The organism is Promicromonospora sp. Populi (assembly GCF_041081105.1).
Classification (GTDB): Bacteria; Actinomycetota; Actinomycetes; order Actinomycetales; family Cellulomonadaceae; genus Promicromonospora.
Genome location: NZ_CP163528.1, coordinates 1,884,971 through 1,904,695, shown reverse-complemented (window position 1 = coordinate 1,904,695; position 19,725 = coordinate 1,884,971). Strand labels below are relative to the sequence as shown.

Annotated in this window: 21 protein-coding genes; 13 read left to right on the top strand and 8 right to left on the bottom strand. The window is 69.8% G+C overall.

Annotated elements, in window-relative coordinates; translation table 11 throughout:
• Nucleotides 1–31 precede the first annotated feature (31 nt).
• The gene (locus AB1046_RS08595; protein ID WP_369374314.1) at nt 32–754 is read left to right on the top strand and encodes a YitT family protein; all 723 of its coding nucleotides are present in this window, start codon (nt 32–34) and stop codon (nt 752–754) included.
• A gap of 53 nt (nt 755–807) precedes the next feature.
• Entirely contained in the window at nt 808–1,821 is a 1,014-nt protein-coding gene (locus AB1046_RS08590; protein WP_369374312.1) for an aldo/keto reductase family protein, read from the top strand.
• 166 nt (nt 1,822–1,987) lie between these two features.
• On the opposite strand, the gene AB1046_RS08585 is transcribed toward AB1046_RS08590, so the two are convergent.
• A complete protein-coding gene (locus AB1046_RS08585; protein ID WP_369374310.1) occupies nt 1,988–2,596 on the bottom strand; it encodes a DUF3043 domain-containing protein in 609 nt (202 codons plus the stop codon).
• A 56-nt stretch (nt 2,597–2,652) separates the two neighbouring features.
• Between AB1046_RS08585 and AB1046_RS08580 the strand changes: the two genes are divergently transcribed.
• On the top strand, nt 2,653–4,032 hold the full coding sequence (locus AB1046_RS08580) for a dipeptidase (RefSeq protein ID WP_369374308.1): 1,380 nt from the start codon (nt 2,653–2,655) through the stop codon (nt 4,030–4,032).
• A 23-nt stretch (nt 4,033–4,055) separates the two neighbouring features.
• Here the strand turns inward: AB1046_RS08580 and AB1046_RS08575 are convergent, their stop codons facing one another.
• The 3 genes from AB1046_RS08575 to nadA are packed head-to-tail and all read right to left on the bottom strand — an operon-like array spanning nt 4,056 to nt 6,534.
• Nucleotides 4,056–4,652, bottom strand: coding sequence for an acyl-CoA thioesterase (locus AB1046_RS08575; RefSeq protein WP_369374306.1), 597 nt, complete (start codon nt 4,650–4,652; stop codon nt 4,056–4,058).
• A 47-nt stretch (nt 4,653–4,699) separates the two neighbouring features.
• Nucleotides 4,700–5,293 (bottom strand): DJ-1/PfpI family protein, encoded by a 594-nt coding sequence (locus tag AB1046_RS08570; protein WP_369374304.1) that lies wholly within the window; start codon nt 5,291–5,293, stop codon nt 4,700–4,702.
• A 14-nt stretch (nt 5,294–5,307) separates the two neighbouring features.
• Nucleotides 5,308–6,534: a quinolinate synthase NadA gene (gene nadA, locus AB1046_RS08565; RefSeq protein ID WP_369375635.1), complete on the bottom strand. Its 1,227-nt coding sequence runs from the start codon at nt 6,532–6,534 to the stop codon at nt 5,308–5,310.
• 40 nt (nt 6,535–6,574) lie between these two features.
• On the opposite strand from nadA, the gene AB1046_RS08560 reads away from it, so the two are divergent.
• Together AB1046_RS08560 and erpA are read left to right on the top strand one after the other, a co-directional pair.
• Nucleotides 6,575–7,153 carry a hypothetical protein gene (locus tag AB1046_RS08560; protein WP_369374302.1) on the top strand — a complete coding sequence of 193 codons (579 nt, stop codon included), beginning with the start codon at nt 6,575–6,577 and terminating at the stop codon, nt 7,151–7,153.
• Nucleotides 7,154–7,295: 142 nt separating this feature from the next.
• Nucleotides 7,296–7,649, top strand: a complete 354-nt coding sequence (gene erpA, locus AB1046_RS08555) for an iron-sulfur cluster insertion protein ErpA (protein ID WP_369374300.1) — start codon at nt 7,296–7,298, stop codon at nt 7,647–7,649.
• Between the two features lie 82 nt (nt 7,650–7,731).
• Here erpA and AB1046_RS08550 read toward each other — a convergent pair whose 3' ends face one another.
• Together AB1046_RS08550 and AB1046_RS08545 are read right to left on the bottom strand one after the other, a co-directional pair.
• On the bottom strand, nt 7,732–7,950 hold the full coding sequence (locus AB1046_RS08550) for a sulfurtransferase TusA family protein (RefSeq protein ID WP_369374298.1): 219 nt from the start codon (nt 7,948–7,950) through the stop codon (nt 7,732–7,734).
• The gene (locus AB1046_RS08545; RefSeq protein WP_369374296.1) at nt 7,947–9,104 is read right to left on the bottom strand and encodes a cysteine desulfurase family protein; all 1,158 of its coding nucleotides are present in this window, start codon (nt 9,102–9,104) and stop codon (nt 7,947–7,949) included. The genes AB1046_RS08550 and AB1046_RS08545 overlap by 4 nt, the downstream gene beginning before the upstream one ends.
• Nucleotides 9,105–9,374: 270 nt before the next feature.
• On the opposite strand from AB1046_RS08545, the gene coxB reads away from it, so the two are divergent.
• The 4 genes from coxB (at nt 9,375) to AB1046_RS08525 (ending at nt 13,589) form a co-directional block, all read left to right on the top strand.
• The gene (gene coxB / locus AB1046_RS08540) at nt 9,375–10,298 is read left to right on the top strand and encodes a cytochrome c oxidase subunit II (RefSeq protein ID WP_369374294.1); all 924 of its coding nucleotides are present in this window, start codon (nt 9,375–9,377) and stop codon (nt 10,296–10,298) included.
• Nucleotides 10,298–12,112 (top strand): cytochrome c oxidase subunit I, encoded by a 1,815-nt coding sequence (gene ctaD, locus AB1046_RS08535; protein ID WP_369374292.1) that lies wholly within the window; start codon nt 10,298–10,300, stop codon nt 12,110–12,112. The genes coxB and ctaD overlap by 1 nt, the downstream gene beginning before the upstream one ends.
• Nucleotides 12,109–12,510 carry a cytochrome c oxidase subunit 4 gene (locus tag AB1046_RS08530; protein ID WP_369374290.1) on the top strand — a complete coding sequence of 134 codons (402 nt, stop codon included), beginning with the start codon at nt 12,109–12,111 and terminating at the stop codon, nt 12,508–12,510. Before ctaD ends, AB1046_RS08530 begins: the two co-directional genes overlap by 4 nt.
• A gap of 239 nt (nt 12,511–12,749) precedes the next feature.
• Nucleotides 12,750–13,589 carry a hypothetical protein gene (locus AB1046_RS08525; protein ID WP_369374288.1) on the top strand — a complete coding sequence of 280 codons (840 nt, stop codon included), beginning with the start codon at nt 12,750–12,752 and terminating at the stop codon, nt 13,587–13,589.
• A 9-nt stretch (nt 13,590–13,598) separates the two neighbouring features.
• Here the strand turns inward: AB1046_RS08525 and trpD are convergent, their stop codons facing one another.
• Together trpD and AB1046_RS08515 are read right to left on the bottom strand one after the other, a co-directional pair.
• The gene (trpD, locus tag AB1046_RS08520) at nt 13,599–14,648 is read right to left on the bottom strand and encodes an anthranilate phosphoribosyltransferase (RefSeq protein WP_369374286.1); all 1,050 of its coding nucleotides are present in this window, start codon (nt 14,646–14,648) and stop codon (nt 13,599–13,601) included.
• Nucleotides 14,645–15,094, bottom strand: coding sequence for a hypothetical protein (locus tag AB1046_RS08515; protein WP_369374284.1), 450 nt, complete (start codon nt 15,092–15,094; stop codon nt 14,645–14,647). Before AB1046_RS08515 ends, trpD begins: the two co-directional genes overlap by 4 nt.
• A gap of 178 nt (nt 15,095–15,272) precedes the next feature.
• Here AB1046_RS08515 and AB1046_RS08510 point away from each other — a divergent pair, with 178 nt between their 5' ends.
• The 4 genes from AB1046_RS08510 (at nt 15,273) to AB1046_RS08495 (ending at nt 19,608) form a co-directional block, all read left to right on the top strand.
• Nucleotides 15,273–15,926, top strand: a complete 654-nt coding sequence (locus AB1046_RS08510) for a heme-copper oxidase subunit III (protein ID WP_369374282.1) — start codon at nt 15,273–15,275, stop codon at nt 15,924–15,926.
• A 108-nt stretch (nt 15,927–16,034) separates the two neighbouring features.
• Nucleotides 16,035–16,814, top strand: a complete 780-nt coding sequence (locus AB1046_RS08505) for a c-type cytochrome (protein WP_369374280.1) — start codon at nt 16,035–16,037, stop codon at nt 16,812–16,814.
• On the top strand, nt 16,811–17,881 hold the full coding sequence (locus AB1046_RS08500) for a Rieske 2Fe-2S domain-containing protein (RefSeq protein ID WP_369374278.1): 1,071 nt from the start codon (nt 16,811–16,813) through the stop codon (nt 17,879–17,881). The genes AB1046_RS08505 and AB1046_RS08500 overlap by 4 nt, the downstream gene beginning before the upstream one ends.
• Nucleotides 17,878–19,608, top strand: coding sequence for a cytochrome bc complex cytochrome b subunit (locus tag AB1046_RS08495; RefSeq protein WP_369374276.1), 1,731 nt, complete (start codon nt 17,878–17,880; stop codon nt 19,606–19,608). The genes AB1046_RS08500 and AB1046_RS08495 overlap by 4 nt, the downstream gene beginning before the upstream one ends.
• The last annotated feature ends 117 nt before the right edge of the window (nt 19,609–19,725 follow it).

Genomic DNA, 19,725 nt, shown 5'->3' with positions numbered 1-19,725 from the left:
TGACAAGGCCAATGGCGGTGATCATGGATGCATGACGACGACCACCGGCCGCCCGGCCGACCCCCGCCCACAACCCACTGCCGCACCTGCCCCGGACGTCGCCGCCGTCGCTGCCGCCCCTGCCGAGCGGGGGTCGCGGGCCGTGCTGATGCACCCCGTGCGCCGAGCCGTCCAGCTCTTGCTGGGACTCGTCGGCTTCGGCGTCGCCACCGCGATGATGCTGCACTCGGGGCAGGGCGCGATGCCGTGGGCGGTGCTGGACCAGGGCCTCGTGGACCGGACGGGTCTCGCCTACGGGTGGGTGGTGCTCGGCGTCGGGCTGCTCGTGATGCTCGCGTGGATCCCGCTGCGGCAGAGGCCGGGCATCGGGACGATCGCCAACATCATCGTGATCAGCCTCGTGATCGACCCGGCCCTGTGGGCGCTGGAGCGCCTGCTGCCCGAGCCGCACCTCGTGGTCGGCATCGGCCTGGCCCTGGGCGGGATCGTGCTCCTCGGGGTGAGCACCGCCGCGTACGTGGGGGCCCGCCTCGGGCCGGGACCGCGCGACGGGCTGATGACGGGGGCAGTGCGGCTGACCGGCTGGCCCGTCTGGGTGGTCAAGACCGCCATCGAGGTCACGGTGGTGCTGATCGGCGTGCTGCTGGGTGGCACGTTCGGCTGGGCGACCGTCGTGTTCGCCTTCGGCGTCGGCCCGGTGGTGCAGGTGTCCGCGCGATGGCTAGCGCCGTCGGGCCTGACCGAGCGTCGCTGACGAGCGGAAGCCGGCTCTCGATTCGATTCGATGAATTGTCATAGGGTGTCCACATGGTCAACTTCCGGTACCTCGGCAACAGTGGTCTCAAGATCTCGGAGATCACCTACGGCAACTGGCTCACCCATGCCTCGCAGGTGGAGAACGACGTCGCCGCGGCCTGTGTCCGCGCCGCCCTCGACGCCGGCATCACCACGTTCGACACCGCGGACGCGTACGCGAACACCGCTGCGGAGCAGGTGCTCGGCGACGCGCTGAAGGGCGAGCGCCGCGCCTCCGTGGAGATCTTCACGAAGGTCTACTGGCCCACCGGGCCCAAGGGCCCCAACGACACCGGCCTGTCGCGCAAGCACATCATGGAGTCCATCAACGGCTCCCTGACCCGCCTCGGCACCGACTACGTCGACCTGTACCAGGCCCACCGGTACGACGTGGAGACCCCGCTAGAGGAGACGATGCAGGCGTTCGCCGACATCGTCCGCCAGGGCAAGGCCCTCTACATCGGCGTCTCCGAGTGGACCGCCGACCAGATCCGCGAGGGCGCCGCCCTGGCCAAGGAGCTCGGCTTCCAGCTCATATCGTCGCAGCCGCAGTACTCGATGCTGTGGCGCGTCATCGAGGACGAGGTGGTGCCCGCCTCGAAGGAGGCCGGCGTCTCGCAGATCGTGTGGTCGCCCATGGCCCAGGGTGTGTTGTCCGGCAAGTACCTGCCGGGGCAGCCGGCGCAGGCCGGCTCGCGGGCCACGGACGAGAACGGTGGTGCACAGACGATCAAGCGCTTCATGAGCGACGAGACGCTGACCGCCGTGCAGAACCTCAAGCCGGTCGCCGCCGAGCTGGACCTGACGATGGCGCAGCTCGCCGTCGCGTGGGTGCTGCAGAACGACAACGTGGCGGCGGCCCTCGTGGGCGCCTCGCGCCCGGAGCAGGTCGCGGAGAACGTCAAGGCGTCGGGTGTGACCATCCCCGCCGAGCTGATGAAGCAGATCGACGAGGCCCTCGACGGCGTCATCGAACGCAACCCGGCCAAGACCCAGGAGGGCATGCCGAAGACCCGCCCGGCCTGATCTGGTCTGGTCTGCGGGTAGCTCTTTGGAGCGGGACTGGCGGGTGACACTACAAATCCGAGGTCGGTTGCTGTCAGTAGACAACGTCTACGCAGAGCAACCGACCTCGGATTCGTAGTGTCGCCCCGGGAGCCGGGCGTCGCACCCGAGTTCCCCGGGAGCCGGGCTACTCCGGGTAGACGCCGCGCTTCTTGTTCATCGGCTTCGGGAGACGCGAGCGGCGCAGCTGGTAGGCGCGCGTGATCGTGTACAGCAGGAGCCCGCGCGGGACCTCGCCGAACTTGGCGGTCAGCCGCTTCTTCAGCGACCGCCAGAGCAGCCACACGTCGATGATCGTCAGGAACAGGAACCCGTACAGGCCGAGCATCACGACGATGCTGAGGTCCGGGTACTGCGTGGTGAAGAACGTCGCGAACAGGAAGATGAACGCGACGGGCAGGAAGAACTCGCCCAGGTTCCAGCGCGCGTCCACTAAGTCGCGCACGTACCGGCGGACCGGGCCCTTGTCCTTGGCCGGCATGTACTTCTCGTCGCCGGTCTGCATCGCCTGGTAGGCGCGCTCGCGGTCGACGCGCGACTTCTCGCGCTGCGCCTTGCGTGCAGCCTTGCGGTCGTCCGGGACGAGCGGGCGCTTGTTCGCGGCCTGCGCGACGTTGCGCTTCGGCGTGGGCCGGCCCTTCTTGGCGGCGGCCTCGGACGCCGCGGTCACCTCGTCGGGGGAGTCACCCACGGGGGTCACGCCGTCGGGGGTCGAGGTCTTGCTGCGGGAGAACACCGCCCCAGCCTAATCGCTCGCGGCAGTGCCCCGCTGCGAGCCGTTAACGTGGGGCGGTGACCACCGATACATCAGCGGCCCTCCGCGCCCGCGTCGCCGAGCTCTTCCCCGCCCTGCAGGCCGACCTCGAAGCGCTCGTGCGCATCCCGAGCGTCTCGGCCCCCGCCTTCGACCAGGCGCACGTCGCCACCAGCGCCGCTGCCACCGCGCAGCTCCTGCGCGACGCGGGCCTGCCCGAAGTCCAGATCCTCTCCGCTCCGCGCCCCGACGGCACGCCGGGCGCGCCCGCCGTCGTCGCCCGCCGGCCCGCGCCCGAGGGCGCGCCGACCGTCCTGCTCTACGCGCACCACGACGTGCAGCCGCCGGGCGACCCCGCGACGTGGGACACCACCCCGTTCGAGCCCACCCTGGTGGGGGAGCGCCTCTTCGGCCGCGGCGCGGCCGACGACAAGGCGGGCATCGTCGCCCACCTGGGTGCCCTGCGGGCGCTCGGCCTGCCCGACGGCGCTGACCTGCCCGTCGGCGTCACCGTCTTCCTCGAGGGTGAGGAGGAGTCGGGGTCGCCGTCGTTCCGCGCGTTCCTGGAGGCGCACCGCGACCTGCTCGCGGCCGACGTCATAGTCGTCGCCGACTCCACGAACTGGAAGGTGGGCGTACCCGCCCTGACGACGTCGCTGCGCGGCCTGGTCGACGGTTTCATCGAGCTGAACGTCCTGGAGCATGCCGTGCACTCCGGCATGTACGGCGGCGCGATGCTGGACGCCGTCACCCTGATGTCCCGGCTCGTGGCGACGTTCCACGACGAGGCCGGCAGCGTTGCCATCGACGGCCTGGTCACCGCGCCCGAACCGGAGGTGGACTACGACGAGGCGGCCTACCGGTCTGACTCCTCGCTGCTCGACGGCGTGGCGCTCACCGGCACCGGCTCGCTCGCCGGGCGGCTGTGGGCCAAGCCCGCGCTGTCCGTGATCGGCATGGACGTGACCTCGGTGGCCGAGGCCTCCAACACGATCGCGCCGAGCTGCACCGCGAAGATCTCGCTGCGCCTCGCGCCCGGCCAGGACCCGGTCGCGGCCGACGCGGCGCTGGCCGCGCACGTGGCGAAGCACGCGCCGTTCGGCGCGCAGGTCACCTGGCGCAACGGCGAGCAGGGCAAGCCGTTCCTCGCCCCGGGCGACACCGCCGCGATGCGAGCGGCGCGTGCGGCGTTCACCGAGGCGTGGGGCACCGCGCCCGTCGACGTCGGCGTGGGCGGGTCCATCCCGTTCATCGCGGACCTGCTCGAGGTCTACCCCGACGCGGCGATCCTCGTCACGGGCGTCGAGGACCCGGACTCGCGCGCCCACGGCGCAAACGAGTCGGTCCACCTGGGCGAGCTGCAGAAGGTAGTCCTGGCGGAGGCCCTGCTTCTGACGAAGATCGCGGAGGGCCTCTAACTCCTCGGCTGCCTCTTCGAGCCCTAGGTTTCTTCGCTTTGAGGGGGCTCAAAGCGAAGAAACCTAGGACTCGAAGAGGGGGCCGTCGAGGGCTGGCGCGGAGCTATGTCCATGGCCCGGGCCCACGCCGCTACGTCGGCGGGGAGGTCCGGGGACGGGACGTTGTCGCCGGTGACCTCCTGCACCACGTCCAGTGGCGAGATGCGGTTGTTCTGGCGGTCCAGGAAGCGGCTCGCGATGATCCCGCGCGCGTAGAGCAAGCCGTCGCGCGTGAACACCTGCTCCATGTAGAACATGCGCTCGTCCCAGCCCAGGATGCGGCTGGTGATCTCGAACCGCTCGAACGGCCGCAGGGACCGGCGGTACTTCACGGTCGACGCCGCGACCACCGGCGCCCAGCCCTTCGTGCGGGCGATCGAGAACATGCCGAGATCGGCGATCTGGTTGTTCCGGGCAACGTCCATCATCTGCAGGTACGTGCCGTTGTTGACGTGCAGGTTGGAGTCGAGGTCCTGGAGCGCTACCCGCATCCGGGTGACGGACGGGTCGAACAGGGACTGTCCGGGGCGGGCCTTGCGGGGGAAGAGTCCGGTCCAGGTGAGCTGGAACATGCGAGCCATGGAGTGAAGGTTATACCGAGAACCGGAAGTATCAGATACCTGTCTGGTCAGCGGGGCTGGTGCTGGATCTCGTTGCGCACCGACCTGGCCACCGCCGCCGACTCGAGCCGTTCGACGAGGTGCAGCGCCATGTCGATCCCCGCCGACACACCCGCGGAGGTGACCACGTCGCCGTCGTCCACGTACCGCGCCTCGGTGTCCACGAGGATGCTCGGGTCCAGGTCGGTCAGCTCGTCGTAGTGGCTGTGGTGCGTGGTGGCGGGCCGCCCGGCCAGGAGGCCGGCGGCGGCGAGCGGCAGGGCGCCGGTGCAGACGCTGGCCATGATCGGGGTCTGCTTGCGGATCTGGCGCAGCCACTCGAGGTGGCCGGGCTGGGCCAGCAGGGGCCGGGCACCCATCCCGCCCGGATAGACCAGCACGTGCAGCGGCCCGACGTCGTCCGCGCCGTGTGCCGGCAGGATCCGCAGCCCCTTCGCGAGCCGCACGCCCGAGCCGTCCCAGGAGAAGGTGCTCACCGTCGGCCGCAGCTCCTGCGAGTGGGAGCCCCACTCCGCGAACACCTCGAAGGGCCCGACGACGTCGAGCTCCTCCGCCCCGTCGAAGACAAAGATCCCGATGCGCAGCCCGCCGTTGCCGCTCACACGCTCACACCCGTTCAGATTCCGGGAAGGGCCAGCATCTGGTCGAGCGCCACGCGGGCCCAGTGCGCGTCATCGGCGTCCACGACTATCCGGTTCACCACACGGCCCTCCACGAGGGACTCCATGGCCCACACCAGGTGGGGTAGGTCGATGCGGTTCATGGTCGAGCAGAAGCACACGGTGGAGTCGAGGTAGTGCACGTTCTTGTCCGGGTGCGCCGCTGCGACCCGGCGCACCAGGTTGAGCTCGGTGCCGATCGCCCACGAGGAACCCGGCTCGGCCGCGTCCAGCTGCTTGATGATGTATTCGGTGGAGCCCACGTAGTCGGCGGCCGTGACCACCTCGTGCTTGCACTCGGGGTGCACCATCACGTTGATGCCCGGCACCGCGGCGCGGATGTCCGTGACGTTCTGCTCCGAGAAGCGTCCGTGCACCGAGCAGTGGCCGCGCCACAGGATCATCCGGGCGTCGCGCAGCTCCTGGTCGGTCAGCCCGCCGTTCGGCTTGCGCGGGTCGAAGATCACGCAGTCGTCCAGGGACAGCCCGAGCTCCAGCACCGCGGTGTTGCGGCCCAGGTGCTGGTCGGGGAGGAACAGCACCTTCCCGGTGCCCGCCGCGACGTCGTCGGTGCCGCCCGCCTTCTCGAAGGCCCAGCGCAGCGCGACCTCCGCGTTGGAGGACGTGCACACGGTGCCGCCGTGCCGCCCGGTGAACGCCTTGATGGCGGCCGACGAGTTCATGTAGGTGACGGGGACCGTCGAGTCCGCGATGCCCACGTCCTGCAGCACCGCCCAGGCCTCCTCGACCTGGCCGATCGCCGCCATGTCCGCCATTGAACAGCCCGCCGCGAGGTCGGGCAGCACCACCTGCTGCTGGGGCGAGGTCAGGATGTCCGCGCTCTCGGCCATGAAGTGCACGCCGCAGAACAGGATGAACTCGGCCTCGGGCCGGGCAGCTGCCTCGCGCGCGAGCTTGAAGGAGTCGCCGGTGACGTCGGCGAAGTTGATGACCTCGTCCCGCTGGTAGTGGTGCCCCAGCACAAACGCCCGGCTGCCCAGGGCGGCCCGTGCGACGCGGGCCCGTTCGACGAGGTTCGGGTCGCTCGGCGCGGGCAGGTCGCCCACACACTCCACACCGCGCTCGGAGGCCAGGTCACGGCCCTGACCGAGCAGCAGCAGCGGGGACGACGCGGGCTCGGAGAAACCGGAGAGTTCAGCCAGCAGAGTGCTCACGCTCCCCATGATGACACGCGGTGGTGACACGCAGTCAGGACGTGCCACGATGCCTGGTGTGCACGTGCTGCTGCTAGCCGAGACCCTGCCCGACGCCGAGCGACTCGCCTCCGCGTGGCGCGACGCCGCGCCCCACACCGCGACCGAGACGCGCGCGGTCCGGGTCCCTGGCGCCGTCGGGGTGTCCGCGGTCGGACCGGGGCCTGCGCTGGGCCACGCGCCGAGCGGCGGGGGCGTGCTGCTGGCCGGTGCGGCGATCCCCGTGGGCCGCCCGGACGCCGTCGGGCCGCAGGATGCCGGGCCCGCGCACCCGGGCCCGAGTGCGCCTGGGCCCGCGTCGTCCGCCCTGCCCCGCGCCGAGGGCGCGGCGCTGGCGGAGGCCGCCGCAGGCGCCGACGTCGTAGTGGCGTACGTCACGCGGCTCGACGGCGAAGGCCTGCACCGCGGGGTGGTGGTGGAGGCTGCCGCGGCCGCCGCACCGCACGCCGTGCCCGTCGTCGTGATCACCGGCCGCAGCGAGGTGAGCAGGCGCGAGTGGTCGACTGCGGGCCTCAGCGGGGTGCACGAGGTGACCGACGGCGACGTCGCCCGCATAGCCCGGACCTGGACGCCCGGCTGGACGCGCTGAACCCCGGACGGTGATGGGCACGGGCGTTGCTTGGGCGTACGCTTTGAGAACAGACCGGTACACGGGAACAGACGGGCCGATCGATGGGTTGGCACCGCTGAGACATCGACTACCGGTATGTCGAACACGATCGGGAGATGACATGACCGACACCACCACGGACATCGGTACCCACGGCGTCACCGTCACGGACGTCGCCGCGGGCAAGGTCCGTAGCCTGCTCGAGCAGGAGGGCCGCGACGACCTGCGCCTCCGCGTAGCGGTGCAGCCTGGTGGCTGCTCCGGGCTGATCTATCAGCTCTACTTCGACGAGCGGGTGCTCGACGGCGACGCGCTGCGCGACTACGACGGCGTAGAGGTCGTCGTGGACAAGATGAGCGTGCCCTACCTCGACGGCGCGACCATCGACTTCAAGGACACCATCGAGCAGCAGGGCTTCACGATCGACAACCCGAACGCAGGCAGCGCGTGCGCTTGCGGCGGGTCGTTCTCCTGATCGAAGCCTGAATTCGGCTGTACGACGGCGGGCCGGTCACCTTTACGGGTGACCGGCCCGTCTGTCGTCGGTGAAGTTGTCGTCAGTGGAGGCGGACCGTGACCGCCCAGCCGTCCTCGTCCTCGACGGTCGCGACGTGCTCGTGGCCGCGCATGCGGCACCACGCCGGCACGTCGAGCTTGGCGGCGGGGTCGGTCGACAGCACGGTCAGCTCCGTGCCGGCGGGCAGGCCCTTCGCGGCCGCCGCGAGCCGGATCACGGGCAGCGGGCAGCGCAGCCCGCGAGCGTCCACCAGCGTCACAGCCCGCCCACCCCGAGCATCTCGCGCACCCGGGCCACGGCGTCGGGCAGGACCGCGCAGAAGCGGTCCACCTCCTCGGCAGTGGTCGTCCGGTCCAGGGCGATCCGTACGTTGCCGTGCGTGAGCACCCCCATCGCCGCCAGCACGTGCGAGGGCTCCAGCGTGCTCGCGGTGCACGCCGAGCCCGACCCGACCGCGAACCCGTGCTGGTCCAGCTCCGTCACGAGCGCCTCGCCGTCCACGTAGAGGAACGAGAACGTGGCCACGTGGGGAAGCCGGCCCTCCGGGTCGCCCACCACCTCGACGTCGGGGATCCGTGCCACCTGGGCCCGCACCCGCTCCACGAGCGCCCGGCGCCGGGACTCCTGCGCCACGCGGTCGGCCTCGACGGCCTGCAGCGCCACCGCCGCGGCGAACGCGAGCGGCACGCTCACGCCGCCCGGCGCCCACGGGTCCTCGTCCTGGGGCCCGACGGGCGCGGTGCGGACCCGCTGCCGGGCGGCGAGCACCCCGACCCCCGCGGGGCCGCCCCAGTCGGCGGGGTCGGCGGCCAGGAGGTCCCAGGTCTCGGGTACCGCGACGTGCCCGACGCTCGCCCCGGCGTCGACCAGCAGGGGGACTCCGGCCGCGCGGGCGGCGTCGTGCACCGCCTCGACAGGCTGGATTGTGCCCACCTCGCCGTTGGCGTGCTGGAGCGCAGCGAGAGCGACACCCGGCGCCCGGACGGCGGCGGACATGGTGTCGGCGTCGACCCGGCCGAGCCGGTCCACTTCCGCTGTGCGGCGCTCGCCGGCGACGTCGGCCGCGTGCAGGACCGCGGCGCGCTCGACCCCGCTGACGACGACGCCAGCGCCGGCCCGGCGCCGGGCGGCGGTGGCCGAGGCGACCGCCGCGTGGAGCGAGGCCGTGTGTCCCGGAGTGAAGTGCACCTCCTGGGTCCGCGCGCCGAGCGCGGCGGCGACCGCCTCGCGGGCGCCGTCCAGCAGGCGGGCGGCGCGCCGGCCCTCGGCGTGCAACCGGCGCGGGTCGGCCCAGCCGTCGGCGAGGGCCTGCTCGAACGCCTGCCGGGCGAGCGGGTGCCACGGTGCGCGCCCGCCGTTGTCGAGGTGCACCCGGCCGGGGGTACTGGGAGTGCCGGGGGTGGCGTGGCTCACACATCCTCCTGCTGTCGCGGTGGTCCAGCTGATCCTCGCACCCGCGCGTGCCGCCGTCCGCGAGCATCGTTCTGACACGACTCAGGTGGGTGTCCTGAACAGCCGCGATGCGCGCCCCGGGTGCGGAATGAGTCACGTCCCGCGGGGTCCCTTCCGGGCATCATCACGGCCCGGGGCGCGCTAGGCTGCATCCCATCGAGGACGAAGGTTCTGCGTGGAGCTCGGGAGGAAACCGGTGCGACGCGCCGGACGAGACGTGAAAGGCCTCCCTTGCACTCGCAGCGACCTACCCGCACCAGGCGGGCCATCTTGCGCGCGTCGGCTCTTGCCGTCGGCGTCGCACTGCTGGCTTCCGGCTGTGCCAGCGAATCTCTTCAGCGCGGATACCTGCCCGGCTATTCCGACGGGGAGGTGACTAACCAGACCGGACGCATCACGGACCTGTGGGTGGGCTCGTGGATCGCCGCCCTTGCCGTGGGCATCCTGACCTGGGGCCTGATGCTGTGGTGCATCGCGGCCTACCGGAAGCGCAAGGACGACCACCAGCTCCCGATCCAGACGCGCTTCCACCTGCCGCTCGAGCTGATGTACACGGCAGTGCCGATCATCATGGTGCTCGTGCTGTTCTGGTACACCGACCGCGACATGACGGAGATCAGGGCTGTCGACGGCACCGCGACCGAGCACATCCAGGTCGTCGGCAAGCAGTGGAGCTGGGACTTCAACTACCTCGACGCCGACGTCTACGACTTCGGTGAGCACGAGGCCGACCCCGGTGGGGTCACCGCGGAGGACGAGCTCGACGGCGCCGTCGGAACCTCGACGTCCTTCCCGACGCTCTACCTGCCGGTGAACGAGACGGTGGAGTTCACGCTCGACTCGCGCGACGTCATCCACTCGTTCTGGATCCCTGCGTTCCTGTACAAGCAGGACATGATCCCGAACCGGACCAACACCTTCCAGGTGACGCCGACCCGCGAGGGCACGTACGCGGGCAAGTGCGCGGAGCTCTGCGGTGAGTTCCACTCCGGCATGCTCTTCAACGTGAAGGTTGTCTCGGCGGAGGAGTACGAGGCCCACATGGCGGATCTCGCCGCCAGGGGCCAGACCGGTGCGCTGGGCATGGACCTGGCTCGCACGGCCGGCCCGGTGGACAACCCGTCGGAGACCGAGGAAGAGGAGGCTGACCACTGATGGCCGCAGCGACCACCCACGAGCTGGTCCCGGGTCTCGCGCCCGGACGACAAACGCTCGGCCGGACCGTCGTCAAGTGGATCACCTCCACTGACCACAAGACGATCGGGTACCTCTACCTGATCACGTCGTTCCTGTTCTTCTGCATCGGCGGCCTGATGGCGCTGCTGATCCGGGCGGAGCTCTTCGAGCCCGGCATCCAGCTCGTGCAGAGCAAGGAGCAGTACAACCAGCTGTTCACGATGCACGGCACGATCATGCTGCTGCTGTTCGCCACCCCGCTGTTCGCGGGCTTCGCGAACGTGATCATGCCGCTCCAGATCGGCGCGCCCGACGTCGCCTTCCCGCGGCTGAACATGTTCGCCTACTGGCTGTACCTGTTCGGCGGCCTGATCACGGTGGCCGGGTTCCTGACCCCGCAGGGTGCCGCGTCGTTCGGCTGGTTCGCCTATGCGCCGCTGTCGACCACCACCTACAGTCCAGGGCTCGGTGGAGACCTATGGGTGTTCGGCCTCGCCCTGGCGGGTTTCGGCACGATCCTCGGTGCGGTCAACTTCATCACCACGATCATCACCATGCGCGCGCCGGGCATGACCATGTTCCGGATGCCGATCTTCACCTGGAACACGCTGGTCACCAGCCTGCTGGTGCTGATGGCGTTCCCGCCGCTGGCCGCCGCGCTGTTCGCGCTCGGCGCCGACCGCCGGCTCGACGCGCAGATCTTCAACCCGGAGAACGGCGGCGCCATCCTCTGGCAGCACCTGTTCTGGTTCTTCGGGCACCCCGAGGTCTACATCATCGCGCTGCCGTTCTTCGGCATCGTGTCCGAGATCCTGCCGGTGTTCAGCCGCAAGCCGCTCTTCGGGTACACGGGCCTGGTCTACGCGACCATCGCGATCGCCGCGCTGTCGGTGACGGTGTGGGCGCACCACATGTACGTGACCGGTGCGGTCACCCTGCCGTTCTTCGCCTTCATGACGATGTTGATCGCGGTGCCGACCGGTGTGAAGTTCTTCAACTGGATAGGCACGATGTGGCGAGGGAAGCTCACCTTCGAGACGCCGATGCTCTGGTCCATCGGCTTCCTCGTGACCTTCCTCTTCGGTGGCCTGACCGGCATCATCCTCTCCAGCCCCGCCCTGGACTTCTCGCTGTCCGACTCGTACTTCGTGGTGGCGCACTTCCACTACGTGGTCTTCGGCACGGTGGTCTTCGCGATGTTCGCCGGGTTCTACTTCTGGTGGCCGAAGATGACCGGCAAGATGCTGAGCGAGCGGCTGGGCAAGCTGCACTTCTGGCTGCTCTTCATCGGCTTCCACACCACGTTCCTCATCCAGCACTGGCTGGGTGTCGAGGGCATGCCGCGCCGGTACGCGGACTACATGCCGGCGGAGGGCTTCACCTGGGAGAACCAGGTCTCCACGGTCGGTGCGTTCATCCTCGCGGCGTCCACGCTGCCGTTCCTCTGGAACGTGTACGTGACCGCCCGCAAGGCGCCCAAGGTCACCATCGACGACCCGTGGGGCTACGGCCGCTCGCTGGAGTGGGCCACGTCCTGCCCGCCGCCGCGGCACAACTTCTCCTCGCTCCCGCGGATCCGTTCTGAGTCGCCGGCGTTCGACCTGCACCACCCGGAGGTCGTTGCGATGGAGCACCCGGAGTACGACCGGACCGCGCTCGTCAACATCTACGGCGAGGCGGACCGCCGCGGCCAGGACACGCAGGGCCAGCGCCGCGCCGCGGGCGACGGCGGCGCGCCGGAGCAGAGCAGCACGACGATCGTTGCCGAACCGGACGAGGGGACCAGCAAGTGAAGAACGAGACCCGGCTGTTCCTCTGGGGAACGCCCTTCTTCGTCGGTGCCGGGGTCGTCTACGGCTTCATGACCAACTGGACCGAGCCCGTCGGCTACCTCGGTATGCCGCTGGTCGGCGGCCTGGTCGCGATGATCGGCGCGTACCTGGCCCTGACGGCCCGGCGCATCGACGCCCGCCCCGAGGACGACCCGAACGGCAACATCGAGGACGCCGCGGGCGACCAGGGTGTGTACGCGCCCTGGAGCTGGTGGCCGTTGGCGATCGCAGGCTCGGCCGCCATCTGCTTCCTCGGCCTGGCCGTGGGCTGGTGGGTGCTGTACATCGGCTTCTGCGTGGCGGTTCTCGCGCTCGTGGGCTGGGTCCTGGAGTATTCGCGCGGCATCCACGCGCACTGAGCGCACTGAGCGCACTGACAGTTCTGCTTCACTGCCCGACGTCGGGGCGCGCCTCTCGTGAGGTGTGCTCCGGCGTCGGGTTCGTTCGTTTCACCCTTGATTCACCCGCTGGCGGTGGGGGCGCCGGGTACACGCCGTGGTGAGATCGAACGTTCCCTGACCGGTTTCCGGGCGCAGCGTGTGCGCCAGCCGAGACGGGCGGCAGAGAGGCAACAGTGCGTTACTCGAAGATGATCGTTGTGGCTACGGCGGGCGTGCTCGCCCTGGGGCTGAGCAGCTGCGGAACTTCCCCCGCTGGTTCCAGCGAGCAGGCCGGTCCGACGTCGTCGCCGTCCCCGTCGGTGGAGGCTCCGGTCGAGCTGACCCAGGCCTCGTTCGTCGAGGAGCTGACCGCAGCGCAGAGCGAGGCGGAAACGGTCCACCTGACCATGACCTACTCCGGTGCGGGCGCCGAGGCCGGCGGCCTGACCGGCGCGCCGCTGGAGGCTGACATCAACGTCGCCGACCCGGAGAACCCGGCGATGGCGATGCAGATGGACATGGAAGGCGAGACGACCGACACGATCCTGGTCGACGGCGACTTCTACATGAACATGGGTGAGATGACGTCGGGCAGGTACCTCAGCCTGGCCGAGGCCGCCGAGAGCGACAACCCGATGGCCGGAATCTTCGGGGCCATGGGCGAGATCATGCAGAGCAGCCTCAAGGACATGGACCCGGCCGCGCAGCTGCAGGGCATGGACGGCGCCATCACGTCGTTCGAGAAGACCGGCACCGAGACGGTCGACGGCGTCGAGACCGACGTCTACACGATGCTCCTGGACCCGGCGAAGATGACCGGCCCGCAGGTCGACGACCTCCCGGAGGATGCTCTGGCGCAGGTCGGCGAGATGGAGATGGTCTACAACGTGGATCAGGACAACCTGGCGCGCAAGCTGGTGCTCACGATGGACCTCGAGGGCCAGCCGCTGGTGATGAACGGCGAGTTCAGCGCCTGGGGCGAGCCCATCGACGTCGCGGCGCCGACCGGGGACCAGCTCGTCAGCCTGGACGAGCTGATGGAGGGCCTCGGCGGCTGACGCCGGCGACTACCTCGCGGCCTCGGCCCAGCGCCGCAGGGTTTCCTGCGCCGCACCCGAGTCCACGGCCTGGGCCGCGAGGCCCAGGCCGGCGGTGAGCCGCTCCACGAGCGTTCCCGAGCCCGTGCCGGGCAGCGTGCCGTCGGCCACCAGACCGGAGGCCGCGTTGAGCAGCACTGTCTCGCGGACCGGGCCGTCCTCGCCCGCGAAGACCGCCCGAGCCACGGCGGCGTTGTAGGCGGCGTCGTGGCCGCGCAGGTCCTCGACCTTGATGCGGGTGAGCCCCAGGTCCTCGGCGGGGTCCAGGCGGTGCTCCGTGACCGCGCCGTCGGACACCTCCCACACCGTGGCGCCCGCGGTCGCCGCGAGCTCGTCCAGGCCCTCGTCGCCGCGGAACACGAGCGCCGACTTGCCGCGCTCGGCGAACACGCCCGCCATCAGCGGCGCCATCCGCGCGTCGGCGCAGCCGACGGCGGCCGCGCGCGGCTGGGCGGGGTTCGTGAGCGGTCCCAGAAAGTTGAACGCCGTCGGCACACCCAGCTCCTTGCGGGCCACGCCGGCGTGCCGCATCGACGGGTGGAACACCATCGCGAAGCAGAAGGTGATGCCCACCTCGCGCGCGATCTGCGCCACCCGCTCGGGGGTGTGGTCCAGGCGGATGCCGAGCTCTTCGAGCACGTCCGCACTGCCCGACGACGACGAGGCCGCCCGGTTGCCGTGCTTGACCACGCGCAGCCCCGTACCCGCGATGACCACGGAGGCCATCGTGGAGATGTTCACGGTGTGCGCACGGTCGCCGCCGGTGCCGACGATGTCCACCGACGGCCCGGGCACGTCGATGAGGGTCGCGTGCTCGACCATGGAGCTGGTCAGGCCGGCGAGCTCGTCGACGGTCTCGCCCTTGGCCCGCAGCGCCACGAGAAAGCCGCCCAGCTGCACGGGGGAGACCTCGCCGGTCATCACCCGGTCCATGGCCCAGCTGGCCTCCGCCTTGGTCAGGTCGGTGCCGGTGATCAGCCCGGCCAGCAGGCCGGACCACGTGGGTGCCTCGAGGTTCACGCGGTACCCGCAAGCAGCTTCGCGACAGCCTCCTGGACCTCGATGGCGTCCAGCGGGCGCGACACCACGCCGTCGGCCAGGGACCAGGAAGCGAGCCATGCGTCCGCGGGACGGCCGGTGAGGATGAGCACCGGCGGGCACTCGTAGATCTCGTTCTTGAGCTGGCGGCACAGCCCCATGCCGCCGGTCTGGTCGGCCTCGCCGTCGAGGACGAGCAGGTCCCACCCCTCGTTGTCGGCCTTGTCCACCACGGCGGCCGGGGTGGCGACCTCGACCCACTCGATGTCGGGTGCGCCCGCGCGCAGGCGCGGGCCGACGGCGAGGCGTACCTGCTCACGCACCGTGCGGTCGTCGCTGTACAGGAGGACCCGTGGGCTGACCGTCGACCCCCCGGCCTCGATACCGCTCGTACCCGTGTCGGTCACATCCGTCGTCATGCCGCTCATGCGTCGATCGTGGCACAGTCCCCGCCTTGACGGCAGATTTGTCCGCCGCCTTTTCATGGCACTCTGCGCAATCGCGTCAGCAAGAGACGTCGCAGGTTAGGCGTTGAAAGGAGTTTGTGAGATTCACCGCGAGCGGTGCTGGTGCTTCGGCGTTCGGGACTCTCCAACGTCGGCCATAATGGCTGTCGTGTCGACCGCAACGGCTGCAGCCAACCCCACACACCAGCACGTGACAGTCAATCGTCCGAACCCGGTCTCGGTGGGGACGATCGTCTGGCTCGCGAGCGAGCTCATGTTCTTCGCAGCGCTCTTCGCGATGTACTTCACGGTCCGGCAGACGATGCCGGCCGAGGACTGGGCGCGTGACGCGGAGAGGCTGAACCTCACCTTCTCGACGATCAACACGCTTGTCCTGGTGCTGTCCTCGTTCACCTGCCAGGCGGCGGTCTTCAAGGCAGAGCAGTTCAAGCCGTCGCGCAGCGGCAAGCTCTACCAGCCGTGGACCTGGGGCATGCACGAGTGGCTCACGCTGACGTACCTGATGGGCGCGTTCTTCATCGGCGGCCAGATCTTCGAGTACACCGAGCTGGTCCACGAGGGCCTGACGATCTCGTCCAGCGCCTACGGCTCGGTCTTCTACATGACCACCGGCTTCCACGGGCTGCACGTCACCGGCGGTCTGATCGCCTTCCTCTTCGTGCTGGGCCGCTCGTTCGCCGCCAAGCGGTTCGGTCACCACGAGGCCACCACCACTATCGTCACGTCCTACTACTGGCACTTCGTCGACGTGGTGTGGATCGCGCTGTTCGCGGTGATCTACCTGCTGCGCTGACCCGACGCACTTACGCCCCAGGGCGTGTGCGCATCGCGGCCCCGCGCGGTGGTATTAGGTTCAACAGAAGAAGCCCCCCAACACTTACAGCGAGACGAGGAAATTTTCGTGAAGGCACTCGCCGCCCGCAGGCACCACCGGCTGGCGCCGGTCGTGCTCCTGCTGCTGGCGCTGCTGACCACGGGCGGCATCTATGCCGTCCTGGCTCCGAGCACGGCTAACGCCGACACCGTCAGCACCGCGGACATCGAGACCGGTAAGAAGCTGTTCCAGGCCAACTGCGCGACGTGCCACGGCGCGAACGCGGAGGGCACCGCCGGCGTGCCGTCCCTGGTAGGTGTCGGCGCTGCCGCCGTCGACTTCCAGGTGTCGACCGGTCGTATGCCGATGCAGATGAACGGTCCGCAGGCGGAGGCCAAGCCGCCGCAGTTCGACGAGGAGCAGACGGCGGCCCTGGCCGCGTACGTCTCGTCGCTGGGCGCCGGTCCGGCGATCCCCACGGACGAGCAGGTGGACGCCGCAGAGGGCGACCCGTCCAACGGTATGGCCCTGTTCCGCACCAACTGCGCCATGTGCCACAACGCCGTGGGCGCCGGTGGCGCACTCTCGGAGGGCAAGTTCGCCCCAGCGCTGTGGGACACCTCCGAGCGGAACATCTACCAGGCGATGCTCACCGGCCCGCAGTCGATGCCGGTGTTCAACGACGCGAACATCACGCCGGAGGAGAAGCGCGACATCGTCTCGTTCCTCGTCGAGCAGCGCGAGGGTTCGGCGGGCGGTAACGCGCTCGGCGCCCTCGGCCCGGTGTCCGAGGGCCTGTGGGCCTTCGCGATCGGCCTCGGCCTGCTCATCGGCGCCGCAGTGTGGATCGGAGCGAAGTCCTCGTGAGCGAGAACCAGAACCCCCCGGCCGACACCTCGCACGAGGTGACGGTCTCCCCGGAGACGGGCACGGAAGTCGGGCCGGCCGACCGGTTCCAGGACCCCGGCATCCCCGCGCACAAGCACCGCCTCACCGACACGGACCCGGCCGCGGCCAAGCGTGCCGAGCGGACCGTGACGTTCCTGTTCGTCGTGTCGATCCTCGGCACCATCGGCTCGATCGTCGCCTACGTGCTGGTCCCCCCGGACGGTACGACGTCGGGCGTCCGGCTCTCGACCCTGCTGATCGGCCTCGGCCTCGCGGTGTCGCTGCTCGGCATCGGCGTCGCCGGCATCCACTGGGCCAAGGCGCTCATGGGTGACAAGGAGATGGTCCAGGAGCGGCACCCGCTCGCGTCGGACGCCGAGACCCGCGCGGACGCGGTCAAGGACCTGAACGACGGCCTGGAGGACTCGGGTGTCGTCGGCCGCCGAGGTGTGCTCAAGGGCGCGTTCTTCGGCGCGCTGGCCCTGTTCCCGCTCGCCATCGCGGTCCCGCTGATCGGCTCGGTCGGCGGCGACTGGAACGTCGCCGCGTTCAAGCACACCATGTGGCGCAACGGCACCCGCCTCGCGATCGACCCGTCGGGCCGGCCCATCAGGGCCGCCGACGTCACCGTGGGCTCCGTGTTCCACGTCATCCCGGAGACCACCGAGGAGTTCCGGGCGACGCACGAGTGGATCACGGAGAAGTCCAAGGCCGTGGTCCTGATGGTGCGCCTCAACCCGGAGGACCTCCGGACCGACCAGTCGCCCGAGGGTGAGACCTGGTCGCACGAGGGCATCGTCGCCTACTCGAAGATCTGCACGCACGTGGGCTGCCCGGTGGCGCTCTACGAGCAGCAGACCCACCACCTGCTGTGCCCGTGCCACCAGTCGACGTTCGACATCGCCGACAGCGCGAGGGTCGTCTTCGGCCCGGCCAACCGCCGGCTGCCGCAGCTGCCCATCACGGTCGACGACGAGGGCTACCTCGTGGCGCAGGACGACTTCGCCGAGCCCATCGGCCCGAGCTTCTGGGAGCGCCTGAAGTGAGCACCGCGACCCACGACACCAAGCACGAGGCGCCGGCCAAGCCGACGACCCCCGTCGGCAAGGCCGCTGACTACCTCGACCAGCGCACCAGCATCGGCGTGCTGGTCAAGGAGTTCGCGCGCAAGGTCTTCCCGGACCACTGGTCGTTCATGCTGGGCGAGATCGCCCTGTTCTCGTTCGTCGTGCTCATCGCGTCGGGCTTCTTCCTGACGATGTTCTTCGAGCCGTCCATGGCGCTGACGACCTACGAGGGCGAGCACCCGGCCAACATGCACGGGCAGCTCATGTCCGTCGCGTTCGCCTCGACCCTGGAGATGTCGTTCGAGGTGCGCGGCGGCCTGCTGATGCGGCAGATCCACCACTGGGCGGCCCTGATCTTCATGGCCTCGATAGTGGTGCACATGATGCGCGTGTTCTTCACCGGCGCGTTCCGCAAGCCGCGCGAGCTCAACTGGATCGTCGGCATCATCCTGATGATCCTGGGCCTGGCGGCCGGCTTCACCGGCTACTCGCTGCCCGACGACGTGCTCAGCGGCAACGGCCTGCGGATCACCGACGGCGTGATCAAGTCGATCCCGATCATCGGCTCCTTCATGTCGTACTTCGTGTTCGGCGGCGAGTTCCCGGGTCACCACATCGTCCCGCGGCTGTTCACGCTGCACATCTTCGTGGTGCCGGGCATCCTGCTCGCGCTGATCGCGCTGCACCTGTTCCTGATGGTGCTGCAGAAGCACACGCAGTACCCCGGCGGTGGCCGCACGGACAAGAACGTGGTCGGCTACCCGGCGGCTCCGGTGTACGTCGCCAAGATGACCGGCAACTTCTTCATCGTCGCCGGCGTGCTGGTGCTCATGGGCGCCACCATGGCGATCAACAACGTCTGGAACTACGGTCCGTTCGACCCGTCGCCGGTGTCAGCGGGCGCCCAGCCGGACTGGTACATGCTGTTCCTGGAGGGCTCGCTGCGACTGATGCCTGGCCAAGGCACGGAGTGGGTCATCGCCGGGTTCACGCTGCCGCTGAACGTCCTGGTGCCGGCCGTCGTGATCCCGGGGATCCTGTTCACGTTCCTGATCGTCTACCCGTTCCTCGAGGCACGGGTCACGGGCGACAAGAAGGAGCACCACGTGCTGGACCGGCCGCGCAACAAGCCGGTGCGGACCGCCCTGGGTGTTGCGTTCCTCGCGGCGTTCATCATTCTGGCCCTGGCCGGGTCGAACGACCTCATCGCCACGCACTTCGCGTTGTCGATCAACGCGATCACGTGGGTGTTCCGCTTCCTGTTCTTCGTCGGCCCGGTGTTCGCGTACTTCGTCACCAAGCGCATCTGCCTCGGGCTGCAGCGCAAGGACCGCGAGCTGGTGCTGCACGGCCACGAGTCGGGCCGCATCGTGCGCTTCGCCAACGGCGAGTACATCGAGGTGCACACCCCGCTCGACGAGCAGGAGCGCTGGCTGCGCGTCAACTACGAGGCGGACGCGCCGCTGGCGATCGCCCCGAAGACGGACGCCCGCGGTGTGAAGCGCAAGGGCTACGCCGCCGACAAGCGGTGGCAGGGTCTGTCCCGGTTCTTCTACGAGGACCGCGTGGAGCCCGTGACCCCGGCCGAGGTCGAGGCAGCGCACTCGCACGGCGAGCACGATGCGATCGAGTCCAGAGACGGGCACGGCGTCGGTCCAGGGAGCGAGACGCCTGCCGTCTCGGCTGGTGCCGACCGGGGCCACTGAGCGACCCTGAGCCCATGACGGTGGCCCGTGTCACGATCTCCTCGCCGCGTGCGAGGGACTGCGGCACGGGCCATAGTCGTTGTTGGTGAGTGGGGCGTCGTCCTGCACGATGCGATG

What these genes read in the sequence shown, in the direction of transcription:
- AB1046_RS08575 (WP_369374306.1), bottom strand. Translation starts at nt 4,652, where the DNA reads ATGGCTCGCATGTTCCAGCTCACCTGGACCGGACTCTTCCCCCGCAAG.
- AB1046_RS08560 (WP_369374302.1), top strand. Translation starts at nt 6,575, where the DNA reads ATGCCTGGTGTGCACGTGCTGCTGCTAGCCGAGACCCTGCCCGACGCC.
- erpA (WP_369374300.1), top strand. Translation starts at nt 7,296, where the DNA reads ATGACCGACACCACCACGGACATCGGTACCCACGGCGTCACCGTCACG.
- ctaD (WP_369374292.1), top strand. Translation starts at nt 10,298, where the DNA reads ATGGCCGCAGCGACCACCCACGAGCTGGTCCCGGGTCTCGCGCCCGGA.
- nadA (WP_369375635.1), bottom strand. Translation starts at nt 6,534, where the DNA reads ATGGGGAGCGTGAGCACTCTGCTGGCTGAACTCTCCGGTTTCTCCGAG.
- AB1046_RS08510 (WP_369374282.1), top strand. Translation starts at nt 15,273, where the DNA reads ATGGCTGTCGTGTCGACCGCAACGGCTGCAGCCAACCCCACACACCAG.
- AB1046_RS08595 (WP_369374314.1), top strand. Translation starts at nt 32, where the DNA reads ATGACGACGACCACCGGCCGCCCGGCCGACCCCCGCCCACAACCCACT.
- AB1046_RS08590 (WP_369374312.1), top strand. Translation starts at nt 808, where the DNA reads ATGGTCAACTTCCGGTACCTCGGCAACAGTGGTCTCAAGATCTCGGAG.
- AB1046_RS08515 (WP_369374284.1), bottom strand. Translation starts at nt 15,094, where the DNA reads ATGAGCGGCATGACGACGGATGTGACCGACACGGGTACGAGCGGTATC.